Origin of the sequence: Vibrio vulnificus CMCP6 (assembly GCF_000039765.1) — a bacterium.
GTDB classification, from domain to species: domain Bacteria; phylum Pseudomonadota; class Gammaproteobacteria; order Enterobacterales; family Vibrionaceae; genus Vibrio; species Vibrio vulnificus_B.
Genome location: NC_004460.2, coordinates 909,201 through 935,364 on the forward strand (window position 1 = coordinate 909,201; position 26,164 = coordinate 935,364).

Annotated in this window: 21 protein-coding genes; 15 read left to right on the plus strand and 6 right to left on the minus strand. The window is 46.9% G+C overall.

The genetic code is table 11. The features are described 5' to 3' along the window. Positions 1–127 precede the first annotated feature (127 nt). Both VV1_RS19025 and VV1_RS19030 read left to right on the plus strand, forming a co-directional pair. Positions 128–370 carry a phosphopantetheine-binding protein gene (locus VV1_RS19025; RefSeq protein WP_011081758.1) on the plus strand — a complete coding sequence of 81 codons (243 nt, stop codon included), beginning with the start codon at positions 128–130 and terminating at the stop codon, positions 368–370. Positions 371–425: 55 nt separating this feature from the next. Beyond that, entirely contained in the window at positions 426–1,334 is a 909-nt protein-coding gene (locus VV1_RS19030; protein WP_011081759.1) for a siderophore ABC transporter substrate-binding protein, read from the plus strand. Positions 1,335–1,418: 84 nt separating this feature from the next. Here VV1_RS19030 and VV1_RS19035 read toward each other — a convergent pair whose 3' ends face one another. After that, positions 1,419–3,476 carry a TonB-dependent receptor domain-containing protein gene (locus VV1_RS19035; RefSeq protein WP_011081760.1) on the minus strand — a complete coding sequence of 686 codons (2,058 nt, stop codon included), beginning with the start codon at positions 3,474–3,476 and terminating at the stop codon, positions 1,419–1,421. A 340-nt stretch (positions 3,477–3,816) separates the two neighbouring features. Beyond that, the gene (locus tag VV1_RS19040; protein ID WP_243742164.1) at positions 3,817–5,100 is read right to left on the minus strand and encodes a condensation domain-containing protein; all 1,284 of its coding nucleotides are present in this window, start codon (positions 5,098–5,100) and stop codon (positions 3,817–3,819) included. A gap of 1,564 nt (positions 5,101–6,664) precedes the next feature. On the opposite strand from VV1_RS19040, the gene rimK reads away from it, so the two are divergent. After that, a complete protein-coding gene (rimK, locus tag VV1_RS19050; RefSeq protein WP_011081763.1) occupies positions 6,665–7,570 on the plus strand; it encodes a 30S ribosomal protein S6--L-glutamate ligase in 906 nt (301 codons plus the stop codon). Between the two features lie 63 nt (positions 7,571–7,633). Next, the gene (locus VV1_RS19055) at positions 7,634–8,062 is read left to right on the plus strand and encodes an ATP-dependent zinc protease family protein (RefSeq protein WP_011081764.1); all 429 of its coding nucleotides are present in this window, start codon (positions 7,634–7,636) and stop codon (positions 8,060–8,062) included. A 49-nt stretch (positions 8,063–8,111) separates the two neighbouring features. Here the strand turns inward: VV1_RS19055 and VV1_RS19060 are convergent, their stop codons facing one another. Beyond that, entirely contained in the window at positions 8,112–8,873 is a 762-nt protein-coding gene (locus VV1_RS19060; RefSeq protein ID WP_173652431.1) for an MBL fold metallo-hydrolase, read from the minus strand. Between the two features lie 213 nt (positions 8,874–9,086). On the opposite strand from VV1_RS19060, the gene VV1_RS19065 reads away from it, so the two are divergent. The 8 genes from VV1_RS19065 to VV1_RS19095 all read left to right on the plus strand — a co-directional run bounded on the left by VV1_RS19065 (position 9,087) and on the right by VV1_RS19095 (position 19,790). Then, positions 9,087–9,542 (plus strand): hypothetical protein, encoded by a 456-nt coding sequence (locus tag VV1_RS19065; RefSeq protein ID WP_043921168.1) that lies wholly within the window; start codon positions 9,087–9,089, stop codon positions 9,540–9,542. Between the two features lie 90 nt (positions 9,543–9,632). Further along, positions 9,633–11,000 carry a TolC family protein gene (locus tag VV1_RS19070; RefSeq protein WP_011081767.1) on the plus strand — a complete coding sequence of 456 codons (1,368 nt, stop codon included), beginning with the start codon at positions 9,633–9,635 and terminating at the stop codon, positions 10,998–11,000. 19 nt (positions 11,001–11,019) lie between these two features. After that, the gene (locus VV1_RS19075) at positions 11,020–12,723 is read left to right on the plus strand and encodes an efflux RND transporter periplasmic adaptor subunit (protein WP_011081768.1); all 1,704 of its coding nucleotides are present in this window, start codon (positions 11,020–11,022) and stop codon (positions 12,721–12,723) included. Continuing rightward, complete coding sequence (locus tag VV1_RS19080; RefSeq protein ID WP_011081769.1) at positions 12,723–15,851, plus strand: efflux RND transporter permease subunit; 3,129 nt, start codon at positions 12,723–12,725, stop codon at positions 15,849–15,851. The genes VV1_RS19075 and VV1_RS19080 overlap by 1 nt, the downstream gene beginning before the upstream one ends. Positions 15,852–15,948: 97 nt before the next feature. Continuing rightward, positions 15,949–16,515, plus strand: a complete 567-nt coding sequence (copI, locus tag VV1_RS19085; RefSeq protein ID WP_172665186.1) for a copper-resistant cuproprotein CopI — start codon at positions 15,949–15,951, stop codon at positions 16,513–16,515. A 219-nt stretch (positions 16,516–16,734) separates the two neighbouring features. Then, complete coding sequence (gene tnaC / locus VV1_RS25565; protein ID WP_123776204.1) at positions 16,735–16,806, plus strand: tryptophanase leader peptide; 72 nt, start codon at positions 16,735–16,737, stop codon at positions 16,804–16,806. A gap of 250 nt (positions 16,807–17,056) precedes the next feature. Then, entirely contained in the window at positions 17,057–18,478 is a 1,422-nt protein-coding gene (gene tnaA / locus VV1_RS19090) for a tryptophanase (RefSeq protein WP_011081771.1), read from the plus strand. Positions 18,479–18,575: 97 nt separating this feature from the next. Next, on the plus strand, positions 18,576–19,790 hold the full coding sequence (locus tag VV1_RS19095) for an aromatic amino acid transporter (RefSeq protein WP_011081772.1): 1,215 nt from the start codon (positions 18,576–18,578) through the stop codon (positions 19,788–19,790). A 36-nt stretch (positions 19,791–19,826) separates the two neighbouring features. Here VV1_RS19095 and VV1_RS19100 read toward each other — a convergent pair whose 3' ends face one another. After that, complete coding sequence (locus tag VV1_RS19100; protein ID WP_011081773.1) at positions 19,827–21,395, minus strand: ATP-binding cassette domain-containing protein; 1,569 nt, start codon at positions 21,393–21,395, stop codon at positions 19,827–19,829. A 388-nt stretch (positions 21,396–21,783) separates the two neighbouring features. On the opposite strand from VV1_RS19100, the gene VV1_RS19110 reads away from it, so the two are divergent. Further along, positions 21,784–22,482 (plus strand): hypothetical protein, encoded by a 699-nt coding sequence (locus tag VV1_RS19110; RefSeq protein ID WP_011081774.1) that lies wholly within the window; start codon positions 21,784–21,786, stop codon positions 22,480–22,482. Between the two features lie 182 nt (positions 22,483–22,664). Here VV1_RS19110 and VV1_RS19115 read toward each other — a convergent pair whose 3' ends face one another. Then, entirely contained in the window at positions 22,665–23,996 is a 1,332-nt protein-coding gene (locus tag VV1_RS19115; protein ID WP_011081775.1) for a ferredoxin reductase family protein, read from the minus strand. Positions 23,997–24,095: 99 nt separating this feature from the next. After that, the gene (locus VV1_RS19120; protein WP_011081776.1) at positions 24,096–25,127 is read right to left on the minus strand and encodes a LacI family DNA-binding transcriptional regulator; all 1,032 of its coding nucleotides are present in this window, start codon (positions 25,125–25,127) and stop codon (positions 24,096–24,098) included. A gap of 245 nt (positions 25,128–25,372) precedes the next feature. On the opposite strand from VV1_RS19120, the gene VV1_RS19125 reads away from it, so the two are divergent. Continuing rightward, positions 25,373–25,816, plus strand: a complete 444-nt coding sequence (locus VV1_RS19125) for a PTS sugar transporter subunit IIA (protein WP_011081777.1) — start codon at positions 25,373–25,375, stop codon at positions 25,814–25,816. Between the two features lie 52 nt (positions 25,817–25,868). Beyond that, positions 25,869–26,156 carry a PTS sugar transporter subunit IIB gene (locus VV1_RS19130; protein WP_040111024.1) on the plus strand — a complete coding sequence of 96 codons (288 nt, stop codon included), beginning with the start codon at positions 25,869–25,871 and terminating at the stop codon, positions 26,154–26,156. Positions 26,157–26,164 lie beyond the last annotated feature (8 nt).

A 26,164-nucleotide genomic window follows, 5' to 3' on the forward strand; every position in this document is an offset into this window, starting at 1 on the left:
ATAACACCAAATGCAAATGGTAATAATAATCATTTGAACAGATCAATCAAGTAATGATATGGTTAATTCCTACACTTAGCCGCAAAGAAAATCGGCAATAAGTCACGAAAAATGAAAGGAAATTATTTTGTCAGAACCTCTAAAAGAGTTTGATTTGCTTGCCACGCTCAGCGAGTTACTGCGAGTCAGCGAAGCTGAAATTCAGTCCGACACTAACCTGATTGAACTGGGCCTCGACTCCATCAGTTTAATGCGCCTCACTGGTCGCCTTCGCCAAGTGGGTATCGAAGTCAACTTTGCCCAACTGATGAACTCACCAACGTTCAGCTCTTGGCAAACCATCATTTTCAACGCAAAGGCACTTGCCTAAAGCACCACGGACATGGGCTATTTGTTCGAAATAGCCTTTTCAATAGGACAAAAAAATGAAACTAAAATTAAGCGTTATGTTGGTCAGCACCCTGATTTCTGGTGGTGCAATGGCGAAAGATCTTGTGATCGAGCATTACATGGGGAGCACTAAAATTTCAGATGCACCAAAGCGTGTTGTTGTTATTGGTCATGGGGCCTTAGACGCTCTGGATTATCTTGGCATCGAGCCCGTTGCCGTTGCGAAAGCGCCAATAATGCCACAATATCTCGATAAGTTTCAGGATGCGAAATACGCCTCGGCGGGCAGCTTATTTGAGCCAGATTTTGAAACCATCTACAGCCAAAAACCAGACTTGATCATCATTGGTCCTCGTGCGACGTCCAAATACAAAGAGCTATCGGAAATTGCCCCGACCATCGTGTTCAGTGCCGATCTCAAGCAAGGCTACTGGCAGAGCACACAAAAACAATGGCGTAATATGGGCGAAATTTTCAACGCCCAACAAAAGATTGAGCAGAAGATTAGTCAGCTCAATGAAGAGTTTGCCGCCATCAAACAATACAACGAGAAAAACCAAGTGGATGCGCTCACCATCATGACATCCGGCGGCAATATCACGACGTTTGGCTCGCAATCCCGCTTTGCTTCGGTTTACGAAGATTTTGGTTTTAAGGAAAGTTCCTCTAACGTTAAGACCAACAACCACGGTGATATCATCTCTTACGAGTACATTAATAAAGCCAACCCAAGTACGCTATTGGTGATTGACGGTGATAAGCTCTCAGGAAAAGGCAATCAAGTTGAAGAACAGTATCTTGACAACGATCTGGTCAAAGCCACCAACGCTTACAAAAACAAACGAATCACCTTACTTGATCTAGACGCTTGGTATCTCTCAATCTCAGGTATTTCTGCAACGGAAAAGATGGTTTCCGACATCAAAGAGACCGTCGAACTGTAGTCATTCTCTCTAGTCGATATAGAGAAACTAATTGCTATAAAAACGCTTCTGATCAACATCAGAGGCGTTTTACTTTGGGAAGGGCTAGAAGTTCAACTGCAATGAAGCACCAATCATACGTGGTTGCTGTGTAAGCTGATCGTTCAAGTTGCTCGATGTGTACAGAGTCGTTTTATTGGAATCAAATAGGTTGGTGGCAAACAGAGTAGCTCGGCCGTTTTCAAACACATAAGCCAATTGAGCATTAGCGACCCAATATGCATCAATTGTTGTGATTGCCGTGTTGCTTCTATCTGAGTAGTAATCGCCCGTGTAAGCCGCGTTGGCACTTAACTCAAACCCATCAAAGAAGCTATACTGCCCTCCTAAATTACCCGTTATGTTTGGTGCTCGCTCTAGTTCTTTAGAAGTTCCATTCACCTCTTTGTATTCTGTTTTCAATAAACCTAAGTTAGCAAATAGCTCCAATGAATCTGTGGCATACCAACGTGTGCCGACCTCTACACCATAGGTTTTAGCTTCGTCTAAATTGGTAATGAATACATCACCATTGGCAAGCAGTTGGGTCATCTGCATGTCATCAAAATCGTTATAGAAGGTGTTGGTGAGTAACTCTAGCGAATGACCTAAACGATGACGAGTATAGAACTCATAGTTCCACAGGTACTCTTCTTTAAACTCGTAAGGCTTAAAACCACCAGAAGTAATACTATTGAAACCTAAGCCTGCGCCACCCGCATTGTAACCTTTTGCCACTTTAAAACCGAAGGTCTGATCATTAGCTGGCTTATACGCGATATCGAACTTAGGTAGGAAAACCCCTAACGTCTCATCATAATCAATGTTGAATACTTCAACTTTTCTTGTGATATGTTCCTTCTCATAGCGCCCTGCCAGCGTAACATCTATTGATTGCGTGATCGCATAAGTCATTTCTGCAAAGAGAGACTGCGTATCCTTACTGCCTTTCATAGGATTGCTACCGCTCGTAGTGGTAAAGGACTCATTCTGTTTAGAAGAGTAATAACGAGCACCAAACAATGCGCTCAGTCGACCGTTACTTGAAAGGTACTTCAAAATAGGTTCAACATGGTACTCCGAGCCACTGGTTGAAAAATCAAACTTATCCACTGGATATGTAAGCCGCTCGTTGGTGAAATCGGCGTAAACCACATTACTTTCAAAAGTAAATTGATCATTCAGTTGCCATGAAACATCCCATACCGTACTGAGCGAACTTGTCTCAAAAACAGCTCGAAAAGCATTTGCTCCTTCAATGTTGATGCTTTCTGACTGGGGACTACGAGAGTCCATAAGCGATACACCAAGCGTTGTTTTGAAACCATCCATTGATGAAGGCTCATAGAGTAACTTGCCTCTCAAAGAACTCATTTCAATACGGCTTGACTCACCAGCAGGGTCATAGGCTGCCAAGCCAACAAAACTTTCTTTCTTTTGTTGGTCAAAGCTGAGGCGGAATGCAAGTTCGTCTTGGATGATTGGTGCAGAGATCATTGCAGCGGTTTGTGAATAGTTTCGCTCACCGATACCTGCTTTTACTGCACTTTCAAAATGGTGGGTAGGGTCGTTGGTTTTCATTACAATCGCACCCGCAGAAGAGTTACCACCTTGAATATAGCTTTGCGGACCTAAATACACTTCGACTTGCTGCATGTCCCAAAGAGAACGCGGACCAAACGCAATTTCCGAATACGTCAGTGAGCGGCCATCAATGGACATATTTAAACGAGGTGAAGTACCAGCAAAGCTCGCCAGACCACCGACAGATGGGCCAGAACCATCAATACCACGCACCGTTGGCATGCTGTTACCTTGGCCAGAGTCCACCATATTGGGAATAAGTTGCAACAGGTCATCGATCTCTGTTGCACCTGGGGTATTGTCTATCGTCTCCTGGTCGAACACTTGGACACTCGAACTGGTGTCATAAATGGTTCTTTCTGTTTTCTCACCGATCACAACGACAACAGGCATCTCTTCTTTTTTGTTGCTGTTGGTACTCTCGGTTTGAGCATAGGCTTGACCACTGGCACAAAGCCCCATCACTACCGCAGACAAAGCGTGCAGTTTAAAGGTTTTTTTTTCTGCAACGCTCGTTCGCGCTGGGCGTAAAGCTGCCATTTGAATTTCTCCTTAACTCTAATAAACAACTGATTGCATTCAGGATGCACAGGCATAGCGAGTGGTGCTTCTACCTCGAGATTGAGTAGAGAGGCGTAAAGAGACCGAAACTGAACAGCGTTGCACTATAGAGTCACGCTCAAAAGCCATGTGCTTGATTGCAAATATTCCGACTGACATACGTTCCAAACGGGGGCTGATTCAGGCCAAAAGCCTAAACTCAACTATCGAGTGGTATAACAACGTAGTTCACAACGCATTCTAATTATTGATAATTTAAATGTAAAGCATTCTCATTTGCATTTGTGAGAATGTATGCTACTCACCGCATGAGATGCCTTCATTGTCCTGAGTTCTGTTCAGCTAAGGTATTGAGTGATTGATGCATAAACACCATCAACTGCTCACTGAGATGGGTGATTTGCTCTTGTCCAAACCATCGTTGTTCGCCTTCTACCGTGAAGGTAATGTTGGCTGCGTCCTTCCTTACGCGAAATGTCATATTGAGTCCATCGTTGGTGCCATTCGCGACGACCTTGCGCTCACTCTGACACCCACCAAATACAATATCCTCATCAATAAGCACATTGATATAAGGGGACTGACTTGCTTTTACATTGAGACTGTTACTTAGAGGGTGCTTACCGTGACGATAAAGAAGACGTAACTCAGCCATGAGCCGCTTCACCCTATCCACAAAGTTTTCCTCGATATCGGCATTGATCCACAGCGGTAAGGTGTTGACCATCAAACAAGGCGTATTGGCGCAGCGGTTACCCATTCGATTTAAATAGGGTAGCCAGATCCACAATCCGTCACTTGCCGATTGCTGCTCTGTGAGAACCTGCTTTTCAACGCAGTACAGACCGACCAAAACCACCAACAAATCCACCCAAGCCCACTGCTGTTGTTGGCTGACGTTTAAGAGCGCCGCTCTTAGCTCAGGATCAACCTCCTTTGCAATGGCAAAAGTGTCGTTATTGAAGTCATCATCGTTGAACGAGATAAACGAGTGCTGATTGATATAATCCAACCAAAAACGTTGATCTTTCTCTGCTCGCTCACTACACAGATAAGCCTGCTCATTTCTGACGTAAGTATTGAATCCTTTAAAGACCACAGGAAGCGTCTGGCTTTGTATGAATGCAGAATAGAGAGAGGCACATCGTTGCTCTATTAAGTGCAAGCTGTAGCCATCAAGCGCGATGTGGTGGCTTCTTATGTACCAAAGTGTCTTAACCTCACTGAGCCGAAAAATGGCTTGATAGGTCATAACCTCCCCAGTCAGATCAATTGGCTTAGCAATATCATCACGGATTTTCTGCCACGCGAGTTGTTCCGCTTCGGCTTCATCAATCAAGTTGATGCAATCCAGCACTATCGCAGAACAGTCCAGCACCACTTGGCGTGGATACCCTTGCTCATCGCAACCAAAACAGAGCCGCAGCGCTTCCGCTTCTTGTGTGGTTTCCAAAATAGCTTGATACAAACATTCGATATCGCACTCTCCGCTGATCTCGATACCGTGTGCCACATTGGAAAAAGGTCTTTCAGGGAAAGCAATATAGTCAGCCCAGTATTCTTGCTGAGCCAAAGAGAGTGGGAAAAACACAGGTTTACTCATTTGCCTATCGAATCGTAATAAAAGATAGAACAAATGATAACAACATCACCACCGCAATCAATGATAATAGTTATCAATTGCAATTAATATAATGTTTGTTTGGTTATCATCTCGGAAAGTAAGGGAAAGCTGTTGTTGGGAAAAATAATGAGCTGGTATTAGGAAAGAAAATTTAATCGCTTACCAGCTCGGCTTGCTTTGGTTAACACTAGGCTTGTTTAGAAGCTTCTTTAGCATCTTTCCAATACTGGATGCGGATGCGATGAAGCTGAGCTTTTCTCATTTTTTTCATAGCCATCTTCCTCATTAATTATGTGCCCTACTCATGCAGGACTTTTTGTTTAGGTCATATTCCTCAATAACATATCGAGGAATGTTCGTTCTGACCGTGATTAATTTCACAAGTTAATGATAAACACCCTGACTGTTACAATTCGTTTTTGAACACTTAGGCAGGTTTCATTTTCTAACCGTTACTAACTTATGCTTCTCTTATGACAGAAAAATGGCATTTTTGTTCCGTTTTCCTGACGATTAAAAAACATACAATTTTTGTACCATTAAAAGTAGGACACCATTTGCCGCTTCGACAAGCCTTCATCGACGAATTCAGCCTTAATAAAAAGAAAATGTGATGTCACGCATTTCGGACTAAGGTGCGATAAAAAGGCGCTGCGACCAATTTGCCATTCACTTTGTGCGAGATCTCTTACAAGCCTTGTAAGCTTTTCACTTTTCATTTCGAGGAAAACGTATTAATTAACTGACTAAGTCAATGTATTTTAAGAACTATCAATTTTTCACTTTAAAAATACACGAAAAAAATTCTCTGCAGACAATTGCCGCCAACCGACAAAAATTCAATACTGTCTTCGTCAACAGGATGTTGGCGGGAACAGGAACAAAGCCTAAAGGATTGGGTATCTTCAGGATGAAGATTTGATAACTTAGGATGAGTTGTCAGCAAGGACGTTACACTCTGGGATAGAGTTACGCCAGTCAGGATGACAGGCCAGTAAGGACACCGCTAGGAAGGCGATGGACAAAGGATTAGGTTAAAGGATTTAGCCAATATCATGGATAGATGCAGGGAGCACTATCAGTAGCTGGATTGCTGCGAAAGAGAATAAGCCCCGCTTGGGAAACCAGGCGGGGTTTTATTTTTTCAACTCAGAAATTAGATACATTTATCAATAAAAAATTCCATCTATGCGGTGAATATCTCGAAATAGCCTGCCAGATGTCCGTTTTCTACGACTTTCTCATCGTGCAAAACCGCAAGCCAATAGTAAATTAATTTCCAGACAGCTCTTGACACTCAACTGCGATAAGGGCGCAATGGCGATAGATTTTTTTTGTCATTACGATGATTTTTTTTCGTTTTCATCGTCTTATAAAAAAAACTAAGGTGCGCACCTCTAAACGATGTGGTGTCCTACCACACTCCTTAATCGTATTAGCGAATGGTTAGTGCCGATTTATTCGGTTCATGTCACATCATTTAAACCTGTTCGCTTTATCCTACAATGATTTAAAACTGGTACTGACTTACTAAGGAATTGCCATGCGTATTGCTATTCTTTCTCGTAATGAGAATCTGTATTCCACCATGCGTCTAAAACAGGCGGGTGAAGCACGTGGTCACGAGGTCGATGTGATCGACACGTTACACTGCTATATGGATATTACGAGTAACAACCCGAAGATCCGCTATAAGGGTGAAGAATTGCCGCAATACGATGCCATCATTCCGCGTATTGGTGCCTCTGTCACTTTCTACGGCACAGCAGTCGTCCGCCAGTTTGAAATGATGGGCACGTTCGTGGTCAACGAATCCGTTGCCATCAGCCGCTCTCGCGATAAATTGCGCTCTCTGCAATTGTTGTCACGTAAAGGCATTGGTTTACCACGTACTGGTTTTGCTCACCACCCAGACAATATCCAAGACGTGATCCGTAATGTAGGCGGCGCACCTTTGGTGATTAAGTTACTGGAAGGCACACAAGGCATTGGTGTGGTATTGGCAGAAACCAATAAAGCGGCAGAAAGTGTCATTGAAGCCTTCATGGGCTTAAAAGCCAATATCATGGTGCAAGAATTCATTGAAGAAGCAAAAGGCGCAGACATTCGCTGTTTCGTTGTGGGCAACAAAGTGATTGCTGCGATGAAACGTCAAGCGAAAGAAGGCGAGTTCCGTTCTAACTTACACCGTGGTGGCAGTGCGCAATTGGTTCGTTTGAGCAAAGAAGAGCGCGCTACCGCTATTAATGCGGCAAAAGTGATGGGGCTAAACCTGTGTGGTGTTGATATTCTTCAATCTAAGAATGGCCCAGTGGTCATGGAAGTGAACTCTTCTCCAGGTTTAGAAGGTATCGAGCAAGCGACCAACAAAGATGTGGCAGGCATGATTTACGAATTTATCGAAAAGAACGCCAAACCAAATTCAAACCGTACCAAAGGTAGAGGTTAATGACGCGGTGGAAGCCAGACTTCCACTATTCTTAAAATTGCGAAGCAAGCTTGGATAATGACTATGACTCAGAAACTGATCATCGGAAATACTGAAGCTGTCTGCTTACCAGAGTTAGGGATTACTCACCTAGAGACACGAATTGATACTGGCGCGCAGACTTCTTCTCTGCACGTAGATAATTTGATCTGCATAAAGAAAGACGGCAAACAATATGTGGAGTTTGATCTTCACCCGGATGTTTACAATCTGGAGAAAATTGTACGTTGTTTGGCGCCTCTCAAAGGCAGCAGAAAAATCAAATCATCAAACGGTACCTTTGAACACCGCTGCGTGATCACCACCACTCTGCGCTTAGCCGATCAAGAGTGGCCAATTGATATCACGTTGAGTAATCGCCAAGACATGACTTACATGATGTTGTTGGGCCGTCAAGGCATGGCTGATCGCGTATTGGTAGACCCAAGCCAGTCACACATTTTGGCCAACTAACGAGATTTGTTATCTCATTCCACGGAGAGCTTCGGCTCTCCGTTTTTTATTAGCCCCTTTTCCAAATGGAATGCCACAAAGCACGTAGCTTGATTTTTGTCACTCGCCAGTGAGTCACTGGACGCTGAGGGGTGGTGTCTAAAATATGTTGGTACGCGGCAAGATCAAACTTACGCTCTCCGCCATGCGCCAACAGCAAGGTTGTCGGCTGCATGTGAAAAACTCGTTCTAATGAAGCGCGATATTTGTTGGGATGGAAAATGGGAAATGGCGCGATGAGTTTTCTTTTCACTTCAACCATCAAATCCGCCACATACAGAATGCCCTTTTCTGCATGATACACCGACAAATCTCGATCGGTGTGACCGGGCGTTTCAAGCACCACCCAATCAGGAAACTCCGGAATGCATTCACCATCATTGAGCTTGTGATCCGGATTTAACGCTCGTGAATACCATAGATTGCGCCATGGTTTTTTTAACCGATTTGCCATCCACGCCGCCAACAGCAAGTCAGTCAGATGCATCAACCAGCCATCAACACCATGATACCAATCGAGATCTCGATTTGCCGCCACGACTTGGCATCCCGTCAACTGACGTAATCGATGCGCGCCACCCGCATGATCTGGATGCATGTGTGTCACCACGACCACTTTCAAATCACAAAAAGAACGCCCTAAATCCTGTTCAATGAAACGACGCAGATAGGGAATGTCCGCTCGACTTGCACCGTCAAGCAACAGCAGTTTGTCCGCATACTCCACCAAATACATGATTTGGATATAGCCTTTAATCGTATGTAATTGCACAAAATATCCTTTTTGTTGCATTCGCGCCTGTTTACAGCGCTGATAAGGCTCTTTCCTTAAGCCTCTGGTCTGACCAATAAGTTAGCAGCAAAACCGTAACACGTCTGCACTGGGTAACAAACCCTGTGATATCAAACTTTAACTAATCTACGCTTGACCTTACCCTAGGGTAAAGCTTTAGAGTGACGTTAAGTTTTTCATTAAAGGCACGACATGCGTTTCTCTTCTCTTCGCATATTCTGGATATCCTTTATCAGCATGTTCGCCATGTTGAGCTCAAGTTTTGCCTCCAGCGCGCCTTTAATGACTTTTCAGATGCTAAGCACAGTGCAGTCTCAAAGTACGGTGCAATCTCAAAGCACAATGACATCCGACTGTGGTATGAGCGTGAAGGTGGTTGATCCCCACGCGTTGCACTCCGGAAGTCATCAATCGGCAAGCTCTCAAGCCGAAAGTAATCAAGCGGCTAAGACGCCAAACAGCCACTGCGCCACAGACGCCCCATCGATACACAATTGCTGTACTGCGGCTTGTGTCAGTGTCTTTGCGTTTTTGCCTCAAACTGCACACTCCTTACCTGTCTCTTATCACATGGCGCTGATCCCTCGTGAATCAACCGCTTGGTCTATTGAAAGACAGCAATCGCTCTATCGCCCCCCAATAGCGTAATCCGATCATCAATATTTCGTATCACAAGCTCTAACGAGCTGTGGTGTGTATTTTCACGTCGCTTTTTGACGTGCAGATTGGATTATAAAAATGAAACCAAGCTTATTGGCGCTGTGTATCAGCGTTTCCGCTCTGGTTGCAACTCCAGTGATGGCGCAGTCTTCCACTGCTCCAACAGGTCAGTTGCTCTCACAGAGCGATCCTTTAACCCTGCTGATTGAACAGGCTCTGGCGAATGACGCCAGCCGCAAGCAGATTTTTGCCCAATCACAAGCGATGCGGGAAAGCGGCGTTGCGGCCTCTACCTTGATGGATCCCAAACTGAAAGTGGGCTTTGGTGGTTTACCTGTCGATAGCTTTAAGTTCGACGAAGACCCCATGACCAACATTTCTGTCGGCCTAATGCAGCAATTTGAACGTGGTTCTACTCTTGAATTGCAAAGTAAAAAGGCATCACAACAAGCAGATGGCATGGCTTTGCAAGTGGCTGCGCGAGAGCGCGAAGTGGCCAACGGCATCACCCAACTCTGGCTGGAGCTCGGCTATCAACAGCAAGCAGAGCGCGTTCTGCTTGAAAATCAGCGCTTAATGCGTGAGCTAGAAAGTTTCATTAGCACCAACTATTCGATTGGTAAGAGTGAAGCCCAGGACCTGCTCAATGCACAGTTGCAAGTCAGCCAATTAGAAGAAAAGCTGCAAGCCAACCAGCAGATGCAACGCCGCATTCTGTCACAAATGTCTGAATGGCTCGGCAGCGAATGGCTGTATCAACAACGCGATCTCAAAGCGAGTAACCAACTCAATTGGGATGCATTAGAGCGTTTATTGTCGGCGTCATCCACGACTCAGCACTTCGCCCAATTGGCCCAACATCCGATGGTGCAAATGGCCAACGCCAATATTGCGGTCAGCCAAACGCAAGTAGAGCTTGCCGAGCAATCTTACACCCCTCAATTTGGTGTCGAAGTGATGTATGCCTACCGCCAAGCCAACAATATGAAGGGGGAACCCGCCTCCGATCTGGTTAGTGCGTATCTCACGATGGATATCCCACTGTTTACCGGAAATCGTCAAGACCGAGCACACGCTGCGGCCCAATATCAGGTGGGTGCGGCTCAATCGCAAAAAGATCTCCTCCTGGCACAGATGAACGCCAAAGTGAACGCGTTATTGGTGGATAGAAGCAATCTCGAGCAGCGCCTTGAACGCTACCAAAATACCTTACTTGAACAAGCCAAAGCGCGCACCAAAGCCGTTGAGCGGGGCTACCAAAACAGCACTGCACAATTTAACGACGTGATCGCTGCTACCAGAGATGAGTTGGCAGTGGAGTTGGAGTCGCAGCGCCTTCTCACCGACCTCAATCAAGTGAACAGTAATCTTGCGATGTTGCTTGGCGGCTTCACCTATACCGTCGCCCAACCCGAACTCGCTGATATTGACGTGAACCGTCGCTAATTTGCCAAGGAATTACAGAATGAAATCACTACAAATCGCAACGGTTGCCCTACTGATTGGCGCTGCACTCGGTTTTACGGCTAACCAATATTTCAATGGGCATGACATGAGTGCCATGGCTGCTACCGACATCAAAGCAAGTCATGAGCCGCTGTATTGGGTTGCGCCAATGGACCCAAATTACAAACGCGATAAACCCGGCAAGTCACCTATGGGGATGGATCTCATTCCCGTCTATGCCGACGATCTCGCTGGGGCAAACGACAAGCCCGGAACGGTGAAGATCGACCCTTCAGTTGAAAACAACCTAGGGGTAAAAACGGCCGCAGTCGAACTGGCCAAGCTATCACCACGCATCGAAACCGTGGGTTACATAGCGTTTGACGAAAGTCAGCTGTGGCAGACCAACGTGCGCGTGTCCGGTTGGGTGGAAAAACTGTATATCAACGCCGTGGGTGAGCAGGTGAAAAAGGGCGAGGTTCTCTTTACCTTGTACTCTCCTGAACTGGTCAAAGCGCAAGAAGAGCTGCTCAATGCCAAACGCACTGGCCGTGATGGGCTGGTTAAAGGCGCGACTGAGCGATTACTTTCTTTGGGCGTCGACCGCGAACAGATCAACCAAGTGATTCGTCGTGGTAAAGCATCACAAACCATCGAGATCAAAGCGCTCGCTAATGGCGTTATCGCCAGTCTCAACATTCGCGAGGGTGGCTACTTATCACCCGCACAAGCGGTCATCAGTGCTGGCCCTCTCAATGAAGTGTGGGTAGATGCGGAAGTGTTCGAGCGACAAGCACACTGGTTAACTAATGGTAGCCAAGCGAGCATGACGTTGGATGCACTGCCCGGCAAAGCTTGGCAAGGTGAGGTCGACTACGTTTACCCAATTCTTGATCCGAAAACACGCACATTACGCATGCGTCTTAAGTTTGCCAACCCAAATGGCGAACTCAAACCAAACATGTTCGCCAACATTACCTTGCAGCCCGTCAGCGACTCCGAAGTGCTCACCGTACCAAAATCTTCGGTGATCCGCTCAGGTGGTATGACGCGTGTGGTTTTGGCGGAAGGTGAGGGCAAATACCGCTCAGCACGCATCGAAACCGGCCGAGAAGCCGATGACAAAGTGGAAGTGCTCCAAGGCTTAAACCAAGGGGATCGCATTGTCACCTCTGCGCACTTTATGCTCGATTCTGAATCCAGTCAAAGTGCAGACCTCTCTCGTATAAACGGGGTTGAAGCAGCGGCAGAAACCGCATGGGCAAAAGGTGAAATCACCGATCTAATGGCCGACCACGGCATGTTAACCATTAACCACCAGCCTGTACCAGAGTGGAATTGGCCCGGCATGACGATGAACTTCAACGCCGCGCAAGGTGTAGACCTAAGTGCGCTACAAAAAGGACAAGCCATCGAATTCGAAATGCAAAAAACCGACGACGGCCAATACCAAATCATCGCTATCAAGGCAGACAACAGCGTCATTGCGTCTGAAGTTTGGCTCAGTGGGGATATCTCCATGTTGATGGCGGATTTTGGCATGGTCACGCTGAGTCACCTTCCCGTTACAGAGTGGAACTGGCAAGCAGGCGAAATCAACTTCTCAGTGGGTGACGAAATCAACTTGTCGGGCTTTGAGGAGGGGCAAAAAGTGCGCTTTCTAGTCGCCAAAGAAGGCTCTGACTACCAGTTGAAACAGCTTGAAGCGATGGGAGGTCAATAATGATAGCAGCGATCATTCGTTGGTCTCTCAACAACCGTTTTCTGGTGTTGATAGCCACGCTATTTCTTACCCTCGGCGGGCTGTACAGCGTTAAAAACACGCCCGTCGATGCGCTTCCCGATCTCTCTGATGTGCAGGTGATCATCAAAACCAGTTACCCAGGTCAAGCGCCGCAGGTCGTGGAAGATCAAGTGACCTACCCACTCACCACCGCCATGTTAGCGGTGCCAGGGGCAGAAACGGTGCGCGGTTACTCGTTTTTTGGTGATTCCTACGTCTACATCATCTTCAACGATAAAACCGACATGTATTGGGCGCGCTCTCGCGTTTTGGAATATTTAAGCCAAGTGGCGCCAAAACTGCCACCCAATGCCAAGCCGACACTCGGCCCCGATGCGACGGGTGTGGGCTGGATCTACAGCTACGTGCTGCAAGACAAAACAGGTAAGCATGATTTAGCTCAGCTACGAAGCCTACAAGACTGGTTCCTAAAGTATGAGCTGCAAACCGTTGAAGGGGTGTCGGAAGTCGCCACCGTTGGCGGCATGGTCAAACAATACCAAGTGCAGATCGATCCTGCGAAATTGCGTGCTTACAACTTAACGTTGCAGCAAGTCAACATGGCGATTCAAAACGGCAACCAAGAAACGGGCGCCTCCGTGATTGAGGTGGCAGAAGCCGAGCACATGGTGCGCACCACGGGTTATCTCAGCAGCGTTGAGGATATTCAGTCCCTACCGCTTAAAGTGACCGACAAGGGTACACCACTGCTCCTCGGCGACATTGCCGATATCAACATTGGCCCACAAATGCGCCGCGGCATCTCTGAATTTAATGGTGAAGGGGAAGCCGTGGGTGGCGTGATCGTGATGCGTTTTGGTGAGAACGCCAGCCAAGTGATCGACAACGTCAAAGCAAAACTGGCAGACCTGCAACGCAGCCTACCAGAAGGCGTGGAAATCGTGTCGACCTACGATCGCTCGACCCTGATCAATGCGGCGGTTGAAAATCTTTGGAAAAAACTCGCCGAAGAGTTCATTGTGGTGGCAGTGGTCTGTGCGCTGTTCTTGTTCCACATTCGTTCATCCTTGGTCATCGCACTGAGCCTTCCTGTCGGTATTCTCTCTGCCTTTATTGTCATGCACTGGCAAGGAATTAACGCCAACATCATGTCTCTCGGTGGCATCGCCATTGCGATTGGGGCCATGGTGGATGGGGCGATCGTGATGATCGAAAACGTCCACAAGCACATTGAACGCACACCGCTTACGGATAAAAACCGCTGGCAAGTGATTGGTAAAGCGGCCGAAGAAGTCGGCGCACCGCTGTTCTTCTCACTGCTTATCATTACGTTAAGCTTTGTTCCCGTGTTCGCACTGGAAGGCCAAGAAGGCAAGATGTTCTCACCACTGGCCTTCACCAAAACCTACGCAATGGCGGCGGCAGCGGGTCTAGCGATTACACTTGTACCCGTGCTGATGGGGTACTTTATTCGTGGTAACGTACTGCCTGAGCACAAAAACCCGGTCAACAAAGGGCTAGTTTCGCTCTATCGACCACTACTGAGTTTAAGCCTGAAATACCCGAAATCGATGATCGTGCTGGCGTTGGGACTGATGGCCTCGGCTTACTATCCAACCAGTCAATTGGGCAGTGAATTTATCCCGCCATTGGATGAAGGCGACTTGATGTACATGCCAACCACTTATCCGGGCATTTCCATCGGTAAAGCGCGTGAGCTCTTGCAACAAACCAACAAGCTGATCAAAACCGTACCGGAAGTGGAAACGGTGTGGGGCAAAATTGGCCGTGCCGATACCGCAACCGATCCCGCGCCACTGACGATGATCGAGACGGTTATCCAGCTCAAACCACGCGACCAATGGCGTGAAGGCGTAACGACAGAATCACTTCGCAAGGAGTTTGATAACCTTGTTCAGTTCCCGGGCTTAACCAACGCATGGGTGATGCCCATCAAAACCCGCATCGACATGCTTGCCACAGGCATCAAAACACCGATCGGCATTAAGATCGCCGGTCCTGATTTGAAAGTGATCGAGCAGATCGGCTCACAACTCGAACCGCTCCTCAAAGGCGTGCAAGGCACCGCCTCTGTTTACGCTGAGCGTGTTGCGGGTGGACGTTATGTCACCATCGACATCAAACGTAAAGCGGCAGCACGTTACGGTTTGAGTATTAAAGATGTTCAACAAGTGATTTCTACCGCGGTTGGCGGCATGAACGTGGGAGAAACCATCGAAGGGCTAGAACGTTACCCCATCAATGTGCGTTATCCGCAAGACTACCGTGATTCCGTGGTCAAACTGCAAAACCTACCACTGGTAACGCCCAACGGAGCACGCATTGCACTCGCCGATGTGGCAGACATTCGCTATGAAGATGGCCCACCGATGATCAAAACCGAAAACGCGCGTCCAAACGGCTGGGTGTTTGTCGATATTGATGGTCGCGATTTGGGTTCTTACGTACAAGAAGCGCAAAGCGTGGTGGCAGAGCAGCTTGAACTTCCCGCAGGCTATTCACTCGCTTGGTCTGGTCAGTATGAATATATGGAACGCGCCAAAGAGCGACTCAGTGTGGTGGTGCCAATTACGCTGGCCATCATCATGCTGCTGTTGTACTTCAGCTTCCGTCGCGTTGGCGAAGTACTGATCATCATGGCGACACTCCCTCTGGCGATGGTGGGCGGACTGTGGCTGATGCATTACCTCGGTTACAACTTCTCCATTGCGGTGGGGGTCGGCTTTATCGCACTGGCCGGGGTGGCGGTGGAAATCGGTGTCATCATGCTCGTCTACCTCAACCAAGCGTGGCATTACAAAAAGCTTCACGCAGAAGAAAACAAACTGTCGCTCGTTGCACAAGATCTCACCGACGCGATCCGCGAAGGCGCTGGCTTACGTGTGCGCCCAGTCATGATGACAGTGCTAACGGTGATCATTGGTCTTATCCCAATCATGTACGGGGAAGGCACGGGCTCTGAAGTGATGCAGCGTATCGCGGCCCCAATGATTGGTGGCATGGCTTCAGCACTTCTGCTAACGCTGTTGGTTCTCCCTGCCATCTTTAAGTTATGGAAGAGCGCCGAGTTGACCAAAACCGAATAAAAAATCAGGGGCAGTGCTTGCTTACTGCCCCTTAGCAAAACAATCAACAACAGAAAACAAAAGAACACGACTTAAAAAGGAAACCACCATGAACAAGATGACAAAAACACTGATTGCAGCCGCACTGACTTTCTCTGCCACCGCGGTATTGGCCAACACCATGGATCACTCCAAAATGGACCATTCTAAGATGGATCATGGAAAAGTGGACCACAGCAAAATGGATCACGGCAACATGAAAGAAGGCAGCATGAAAATGGATCACTCATCAATGATGGGTATGGAAGGCATGTCTGACGTTGGCATGCCAGCAAAAGGGGCGAAGCCTGATAAAGTGGTGCACGTGATGTTGAGTGATGACATGAAAATCACCTTCAAAAAAGAAGTGACGATTGAGCCAAACGACGTGGTGCAGTTCGTTGTGATGAACACAGGCAAAATTGACCATGAGTTTTCAATTGGCTCCGCGGCTGAGCAGCTAAAACACCGTGAAATGATGAAACAAATGGGTAGCCATGCACATGACAGCGGCAGTACTGTGACGGTTCAACCAGGCAAAGCCAAACAGCTGTTGTGGCATTTCCATGGCGATAACAAAGTCGAGTTTGCCTGTAACATCCCTGGTCACGCCGAAGCGGGTATGGTGAAAAAAGTCGAACTGTAATCGTCACGATTTCATCACCATCGTCTGCAAAAACGACTGGGTTGTAGGTAGCAGAATATTTCTGCTACCTATTGCTTATATAAAAAACAAAAACTTATTGTTGCGAAATTATTTTTTGTCTAAGAACTCTCACTTTTATAATCACAATAATGACGGGGGAATTTTTTCATACATAATGACTATGAGTCTGAAATGGTTCATTTCAATTAGGTGAATATTATGACCACACACAACACTTCTAGTCTCTGGTTTACACTCGATTATAAAATCGCGTTCTTCTTTCCTGCTTAATTCCTACAATTAAATTAATTTTCAATACATTAGATATTACTTAATGCAATAAAACTCGCATACTAGTTTATTAGTACACTTTCTAGTCATTGAATTTTAATTTCTCTACTTGTTCTTACCAGTTATTAGTCTGGCGCTTAATATGATATTTCGCGTTTATACACTGGTATTTTCAATCAATTTAAAACACTCGAGAATTAACAAACTATTCTTGAGGTAATAAGTATATTTAAAATTTCAGGAAACTATTATGGATAATTTTAAGCATCTTCCAGAACCCTTTCGTATTCGCGTTATTGAGCCAGTAAAACGCACCACTCGCGAGTATCGCGAAGAAGCAATTTTAAAAGCGGGCATGAACCCTTTCCTACTGGATAGTGAAGATGTCTTTATCGACTTGCTGACCGACAGTGGCACAGGGGCCATCACTCAAGATATGCAAGCGGCGATGTTCCGTGGTGATGAAGCGTACAGTGGCAGCCGCAGTTATCATGCATTGGCCAACGCCGTAAAAGACATTTTTGGTTACGAATTCACCATTCCGACACACCAAGGCCGTGGTGCAGAGCAGATCTACATTCCTGTGTTGATCAAAAAACGTGAAATCGAAAAGGGATTGGATCGCTCTAAGATGGTTGCCTTGTCAAACTACTTCTTCGATACCACCCAAGGTCACACGCAAATTAACTGCTGTGTGGCGAAAAACGTCTACACCGAAGAAGCCTTTGATACGGGCGTGAAAGCCGACTTTAAAGGCAATTTTGATTTAGAAAAGCTGGAAGAGGCGATTCTCGAAGCGGGCCCAGCCAATGTGCCATACATCGTCAGCACCATCACCTGTAACTCTGCTGGCGGCCAACCGGTGTCACTTGCCAACTTAAAAGCGGTGTACGAGATTGCTAAACGTTACGATATCCCAGTGATCATGGACTCTGCCCGTTTTGCCGAAAACGCCTATTTCATTCAGCAACGCGAAAAGGATTATCAAAACTGGAGCATCGAGGAAATCACCCGCGAAAGCTACAAATACGCTGATGGTTTGGCCATGTCAGCGAAGAAAGACGCCATGGTACAAATGGGCGGTCTGCTTTGCTTCAAAGATGAAAGCTTCCTTGATGTTTATACTGAATGCCGCACCTTGTGTGTGGTTCAAGAAGGCTTCCCCACTTATGGTGGCTTAGAAGGCGGTGCGATGGAGCGATTAGCGGTGGGTCTATACGATGGTATGCGCCAAGACTGGCTAGCCTACCGAATTAACCAGGTGGAATATTTGGTCAATGGCCTCGAAAGCATTGGTGTAGTTTGCCAGCAAGCTGGTGGGCACGCGGCCTTTGTTGATGCGGGTAAACTGCTTCCTCATATTCCTGCCGATCAGTTCCCTGCCCATGCTTTAGCGTGCGAGCTCTATAAGGTTGCGGGTATCCGCGCGGTCGAAATCGGCTCGCTGCTACTCGGGCGCGATCCCGCGACAGGCAAGCAGCACCCGTGTCCTGCAGAGTTACTGCGCTTAACCATTCCACGCGCCACTTATACTCAAACGCACATGGATTTCATCATCGAAGCATTTGGTAAAGTCAAAGCCAATGCGGCAAACGTCAAAGGACTCGAGTTCACCTATGAGCCGCAGGTCCTTCGTCACTTTACCGCGCGACTGAAGGAAATCGACGCATAACACTCGCCAAAACGCAGCCCTACAGTGGCTGCGTTTTTTTGGCCAAAAAAAGATAACGATAAATTAAACAATAACGTGAAACTCAAGGATTATTATCATGTCAAAGCAACCCTCGTTAATTGGGGGAGCGTGCATTATTGCCAGCGTCTGTGTCGGCGCTGGAATGCTCGGCCTCCCCAGTGCAGGGGCTGGCGCGTGGACGCTCTGGTCTCTATTGGCTCTCACTCTTACCATGGTCGTCATGACGCTATCTGGTTGGCTACTGCTCGAAGCATTTAAACACTACGAACTGCGGGTCTCCTTCAATACTGTCACCAAAGATATGCTCGGCAGCAAAGTAAACTGGTTCAACAATTTGATGGTTTACTTTGTGGGTGGCATTTTGCTGTACGCTTACATCACTTCTTCTGGTCTTATCTTGCAAGATGTTCTGCAAATAGACAGTAAAGTGGCCTCTATCTTGTTCGTTGCGGTATTTTCGGCTTTTGTTTGGCATTCAACACGCGCGGTTGACCGTATCTCGGTCATTCTCATTGTCTTTATGGTTCTCAGTTTTATCTTTGGCGTTTCAGGGTTAGCGATCAACGTCAAAACCTCCGTTTTATTCGATACCATCAATGAGAATGCCGATTACGCTCCCTACGCCATGGCGATGCTTCCCGTTGCTCTAACCTCTTTTGGTTATCACCATTCCGTCTCTTCTATGCGCTCTTATTACGGCGAAGAACGAAAAGCCAAATACGCCATTCTTGGCGGAACGATTATTGCGCTTAGCCTCTATTTCTTATGGTTACTGAGCATCTTCGGCAACTTACCTCGCTCAGAGTTTGGCTCGGTGATCGAACAAGGTGGCAATGTCGATGTGTTGCTCAAAGCACTGGGTTCTGTGATTGAATCAGAGAAGGTCTCGCAAGCGATCAACGCATTCTCGATGGCGGCGATTCTCTCCTCTTTCATTGGCGTTGGATTAGGGGTGTTTGATTTCTTGGCTGATCTGTTTAAGTTTGGCAACTGCAAGCGTGGCAGAAGCAAAACTTGGCTGGTAACGTTTCTTCCACCGTTAATCTTGTCGCTACTGTTCCCGTTTGGCTTCATTATTGCCATTGGTTATGCTGGCGCGGCGGCCACCGTCTGGGCTTGTATTATCCCTGTACTGCTCGCCTACAAATCTCGTTCGATGGAGAATGGCTATCAAGGCTTTGTGGTACCAGGAGGCATGTCAGTGCTGGTTCTGGTACTGGGTTTTGGTGTGTTAACCGCCATCTTCCATATGCTGGCCATGGCCAACATGTTGCCCACATTTACGGGGTAAAGATAACGCCAGCCACCTCAGGTGGCTGGCTTTTTGTTACAAATGCCAACTCCGCGTAATTTGCGCCTCTGCGACAAAATGATCGTCGTGACTCACCAAAATGAGTGCGCCTTGGTAGTGGGCCAGCGCATGGGCCAATGCCTGTTTGGATTCCAAATCGAGATGATTGTCCGGTTCATCCAACAGTAGCAGAGGCTGGTTGGGTACATGGCTTACCATCAACATCGCCAATTTCATTTTCTCACCGCCACTTAGATGTGCCGCTTGCCGATCAACGCTATCTCGACGAAAACCGATCCCGGCTAGCAGCAGACGAGCCTCATTGGTGGTTATCCCTGAGCAAAAGTGGGTGAGATTTTCCAGCAAAGAGAGCTGAAGGTTGATGATTTGGTAGTGTTGGTCAAGATAAACCGCAGGCGCATAACGGCAAATCTCACCACTGTATTCCTCGTGAAGACCTGTCAGCGCTTTCAGTAGCCGACTTTTCCCCACGCCATTGGCACCAAACAAACGGCAACGCTCTCCTTGTTTGAGCTGAAACGAGAGAGGTGTGTGCGTGAGCCCTTGCGTTCGATAATCCGTCACATTCAGCAACGTCCTCTTTTTGTGCTCATGCGTTTCAGACAAGTACAACTTTGGCTCTTCTTCTAGCACCAACTTCTGCTTTAAATTGTGTTGCAGATGCTGATTTCGCTTAAGTTGATTTTGCACCTTGATGTTGGCACTCGCACGGCTATTTTCAGCGCTGTTTTTCATGCCGTCTGTCAATATTTTGGGTTGGCTACCAGACGCACGCTTTTTCTTACCTTGGCTTTCTCGCTTCTGCGCTTTCTCTTTGCTCTTTTGTATCTCGCGTTGTATCGCTTTTTGTTCACGTTGTAGGTGGTTGAGCTTGCGAGTCACCGCCTCTTGCTGCGCCTGCCATTGCTGCTGATATTGTGCATAGTGACCATCAAACCAATGCAATCCTTCTGACGTCAAACGCACTACTCGATCAACCGCCATCAACAAAGCGCGGTCATGGCTCACCAACAAGATTGGCCGCGACTCGTGCCTAATTTGCTCAATCAACCATTGTTTACCAATGTGGTCGAGATGGTTGCTCGGCTCATCGAGGATCAACACCTCGTTGTCCCCCAAAAACAAGCGCTTTAAAGTAAGCATCGCAAGCTGTCCACCGCTAAGTTGCTGACAATTGGCATCAAGTGGTTGCGTGATCCTAAGCTCATCAAGCAAAGCTTGCGTGGTGTGCTCAATCTGCCAATCTTCTTCCAGCTGTTCAAAATGAAGTGGATCCACACTGCCCTTTTCTATTTGCTTGAGGGCATTCAGTTTTTGACTGACACCAAGGTATTGTGCAATAGAGCCTTGTGGCTTTTGATCGGATGCTTGTTGCGAGTAGTAGCCAATTCGTCCATGAGCAACCACGTGCCCTGACGTGGGCGCTCTTTGCCCCACCAGCAATTGCAGCAGAACAGACTTACCCACACCATTTCGGCCCACCAATGCCGTTCGTCCCTCGGCAAGTTGAAAATCAAGATGGTGAAATAACCATTCACCGCTGTTTAATTGATAGCTCAGTTGCTGAGCCTGAATAACGGGCATAGAGACCCCCTTACGATTCAAAGAAAGGTAAGAAGTCAGTAAGCATAATTACGAATGTCCTCTCATGTTATGCCTCAAAGGCACCTACACGAAAATCGAAGCATAGGAAAACAAGATGTACAACAGAAACGCAATAACGCCGACTAACTCCAAGAGCCGAATGAATAAAGATCATCGGAATATAGGGAAGTTAGATATTCATGTAGGCGTTATCTCCGCAAGAAAGGATGGCGAGAGGTTAACAATTGAACAAACGAGATGTCAAGTGCAACTCATGAATCAACACACAACAAAAAACTAAATAATGAAGCTCTAAATCAATGAATAAAAACAAAATAATCAATAAGAATATTTTTGTGACAATTGATAAGTATTTGATAAATCATAAATGCAACAAATGAGTATTGTGGTATTTTCGCCTGTCTCTATGCACATAAAATATACCTATTATTTCAATCGCATAGTTATTAAAAATACGTTAAATATCAATAAGGAAATTTGTGTGAAAAAGTTGGCATTATCTAAAGTTTTTCTGTTGGGCTTATTGGCCTCTTCGTATGCAAGTGCGAATGTATTGACAGGAGTAGTCGGCATTGGATATGGCTTTGGAGGCGATAAACTGGGTGAAGGCGTTTTCGTCAATGGCGATAGCGATGATATAAAAGCGAACGAAGGTATCTCTATTTTTGGCGGGGCGGATTTAGCGCTTCCACAAGATTTCTTGTTGCGTGGCACCCTAGGTTACAAATTTGACACCATTGATGCGTCAAACGGTGATATCTCATTCAGCCGAGTTCCTGTTGAGTTCACAGTGTTCAAGAGCTTAAGCAACCACAAATTGGGTGCCGGGTTTACCTATCACACCGCGGTTAGCTATGAGTGTAATGTAAGCGGGATCTGCAGCGGCGAAGTAGAATTCGATGATGCAGCCGGCTTGGTGGTGCAATATGAATACGCGTTTGCGCCTGGAGCTCTTGGCCAAATCGCGGTTGGTGCAAAATACACCAATATCGAGTATGAAGTTTCCTCAACAGGCGAGACTTTTGATGGCAGTGGCTTCGATATTCACCTTACCGTTTTATTCTAAAACCCATCTAAATCTACACCAATAAATCGGTGTTAATCTGTGTCATTTAGGGAAGAGATGCTCTCTTCCCTTGTTTCCTAGACGTTTCGTTATTTACCCCAATGGAAACGACGCGTGGTTTCTTCAATATCAGCACCGTTTAAATCAACAAACGCAGCCATTTCAAGCTGCGTTTTCTCTTGTTAGCGCATCACAAACCACTCTTCGTGGAAGCGCTGATGGATATCGACCCGATAAAGTTTTAGCGCTTGCTTTAAGGCATGCGAGAACGCCACAGGCCCGCAGAAGTAGAAATCATAGTCGCGCAGGTCACCGCATTGCTTAGCAATGTCTTCCGCAGTCAATAATGGGTCCACGCTCGCATCGATAATGGTCAGTGAAGCGTGAGCGGTGTGCGCTTTACGCTTAAGTTCTTCACACATCTGCGGATCCACTTTCTGGCAACAGAAGAAAAGATGCACGCGCCGGGAATGTTCTATTGCCGCTAAGGCGTCTAAACCAGCCATAAACGGGGCAATCCCAACGCCACCACCAATCCAGATCTGCGCTTTATTTGCCGAGAAATCAAACTGACCGTAAGGCCCTTCGATTTCAAGCCGCTCACCAACCCGGATTCGATCGCGTAAACCGATGGTAAAATCGCCCAGTTCTTTAATAAGAAAACGCAGTTGATTGCCTTGCGCTGCACTGGCAATGGTAAAGGGATGAGGCTCTTCACCAGCAAAACGTAGATAAACAAACTGACCCGCTTTGTGTCCTTTCCATCGGTTTTCAACCGCGACAGTCAGATCCAACGTTTGGCTATTCGGGCAATAATGGATTCGAGTCACTTGGGCTGCATAGCGTACTTTCTTGCCTATCAGTCCAAATAAACTGTAGAGCGCAGCCAAGCTTCCCACGCTTAAAAACAATAACGTGACCCAATAAATAGGCGTGCCCAGATAGGCTTTTTTCAGCAAAATAAAAGCGTGCGCGGCAATGAACAGGTAGGCGACTGGCATCAATTGATGACTCAATCGGAAGGATTTGTACTTCACGGCCGACCATAACGACACCACGACTAACGCAATCAGCAGATAAAATCCCCACTCCCCCATCGCCATAGCGACAGGTTTCGCTTGTTTTAACCACACGCCCCATTCAGAAAGCTGGCCATGTGGGCCACTGCCATCGAAGCGAAGCGGTTTTTCCAGCAATTCGAGAGAGATTAACCATTTAGGTAAATGGTAGGTAAACCAATGAAACACACCTAGCGATAAACCCGCAATACCCAGCCATTTGTGGATCCGATACCCTTTGTCGATTCCCTGAGTCCAACGCTCAATGGTGGGAAGGCGCAACGCAAGCACCATAGCGGCAGAGAACATCATAAGTGCCAAGATGCCGGAGTATTGAACGAAGGCTGAGCGCCATTGAAACACATTTTGTGAAGAGAAAAGCGCAGGTTCGGCTTGCAACCACAAAAGCGTCACGATGACGACGGCTATCCCTATCGATTGTTTTACTCTGTCCATAACCAAATCCACTTAAATTATAAGGTTATTTTAGAGTAACAATCCTAACGTAAAGCAACGTCGCCAGCATGTAAATTTGGGTAAAGGGTAAACTTGTTGCTAGGCCTTCACTTGCGTACTGGCTCTGCGCTTGAGTCGAAAGCCTAAATCCGTCACTTCTTGAAAACGCTCACCTTTTATCGCATGGAGTAACTTCTCCGCTGCGCGTGTGCCCATATTATCGTAGTCGTATTCTGCGCTGCTGATGCTTGGATAAGCGTGCTCAGCGAGCGTGGAGCCTTCTAAACAGATGATCGCCATATCGCCCGGCACCTTGATCACGCGGCGATGACACTCAAACAGCGCCCCAATGGCAATGTCCTCATGGCTACACACCAGCGCGTCCAGCGTGGAATCGCGCAACAGCAGCTTTGCCAAGCCTTCAGCCCCTAATTGAGCCGATGGCGCTTCATGCGTGGTAAGAAAATGATCCGGTGTGAGGTAGTTTTCAATCATGGCACTTTGCCAACCATGCAGTTTTCGTTGCAAGGTTGAATGATTTCCACGCGCACCAATAAAGCCAATGTTACGAAAACCTTGTTCCACCAAATGTTTGGTACAAACCTTGCCCACATCAAAGTGATCAACGCCAATGTTCATATAGCGAGGCTCGCTGCTCAGTTCTGCAATTTCAAGAACTTGCGTATTGGCACTGTGCAAAAGTTGATGCGTTCGGTCACTGTGGCTGCTACCAAACAACACCACCCCAGCAGGCCTATCTTCCAGAAACGCGCTGAGTAATTTTTCTTCTTGCTCTGCAGAATAGTCGCTGTAACCCAGCAAAAGTTGGTAACCCGCTTTGTTGAGCGTGTGCTGAAAAGAGGGCAAAAACAGCGCACACGATTTCTCCACCAATGAAGGCAAAATCAGTGCTATTGAATAACTCTCTGCTGAAGCGAGTGCGCCAGCGGCTTTATTGGGTATATAGCCTAGCTCATCGACGACTTGTTGAATCTTATCTCGTAACTTATCTGAGACGAGTTCTGGTGTGCGCAATGCTCGCGACACCGTCATGGTTCCTACGCCAGCTTTCTTGGCCACATCGGCTAGGGTGACGCTCCCTGTGCTTCTTCGTTTTCGAGGTTCGCTCATTGGATTAATTTTACTTATTTGCAGGCTGCGGCATCTTACCACAGAGGAGAGATGCTGGAGAGTGTAGCTTACTAAAGGTTGAACTCCAGCATATGAAACTCAGTGTGTTAGCAAAAATGGTAGCGCTATCACACTTAATGATAGCGCTATCAGGTAGCGCTATCATTTGTGATCGTACTCTGGTTTTTATGCCGGAATCATCGTTAGAGTAGCGCCATCTCAGCAACAGAAATCGGAATACAACAATGCTAAGCGAACTGATTACCTCTGACGTTATTCGAGTCCACCCTCAAGCAACAGATTGGCAAGATGCGGTGCAAAAATCGTGTCAGGCACTCATTGATAACGGTGCAGTCGAAGCACGTTACGTCGATGCGATTTTTCGCTCACACCAAGAGCTTGGTCCCTACTATGTGATTGGTCCGGGCATGGCCATGCCACACGCTCGTCCAGAAGATGGCGTCAACCGTTTAGCATTGGCGATCACCGTTATTCAACAAGGTGTTCATTTCGATTCTGAAGGGAATGACCCTGTAAAAATGCTGGTGACGCTTGCGGCTACCGACAGCAATAGCCATGTCGGGGCTATCGCAAAACTGGCAGAACTTTTTATGAATGAAGAGCATGTCGAGCAAATTTGCCAAGCTCAAACTCCTGACGATGTCCTAGCGGTCATCAAGAACTATTAACTCCTGTCTATACCCCCTATATAGATTTAAAGAAACAATAAGGTACAGAATGATGAAAATTATGGTTGTTTGCGGTCATGGTTTAGGCACTAGCCTAATGATGGAAATGAGTATTAAAGCGATTGTTAAAGATCTGAATGTCGACGCTGCCGTTGATCATATCGATCTGGGCAGTGCCAAAGGCACCGATTGCGACATCTTTATCGGAACCAACGATATCACCGAGCAGTTGAAAAACTTGGGTGTGGAACCAAAGATTGTCAGCCTAGATAACATGGTGGATAAAGTGGCGATGAAAGATCGCTTATCTATTGCGCTTCAAGAACTTGGCGCACTATAAGGGGGCGT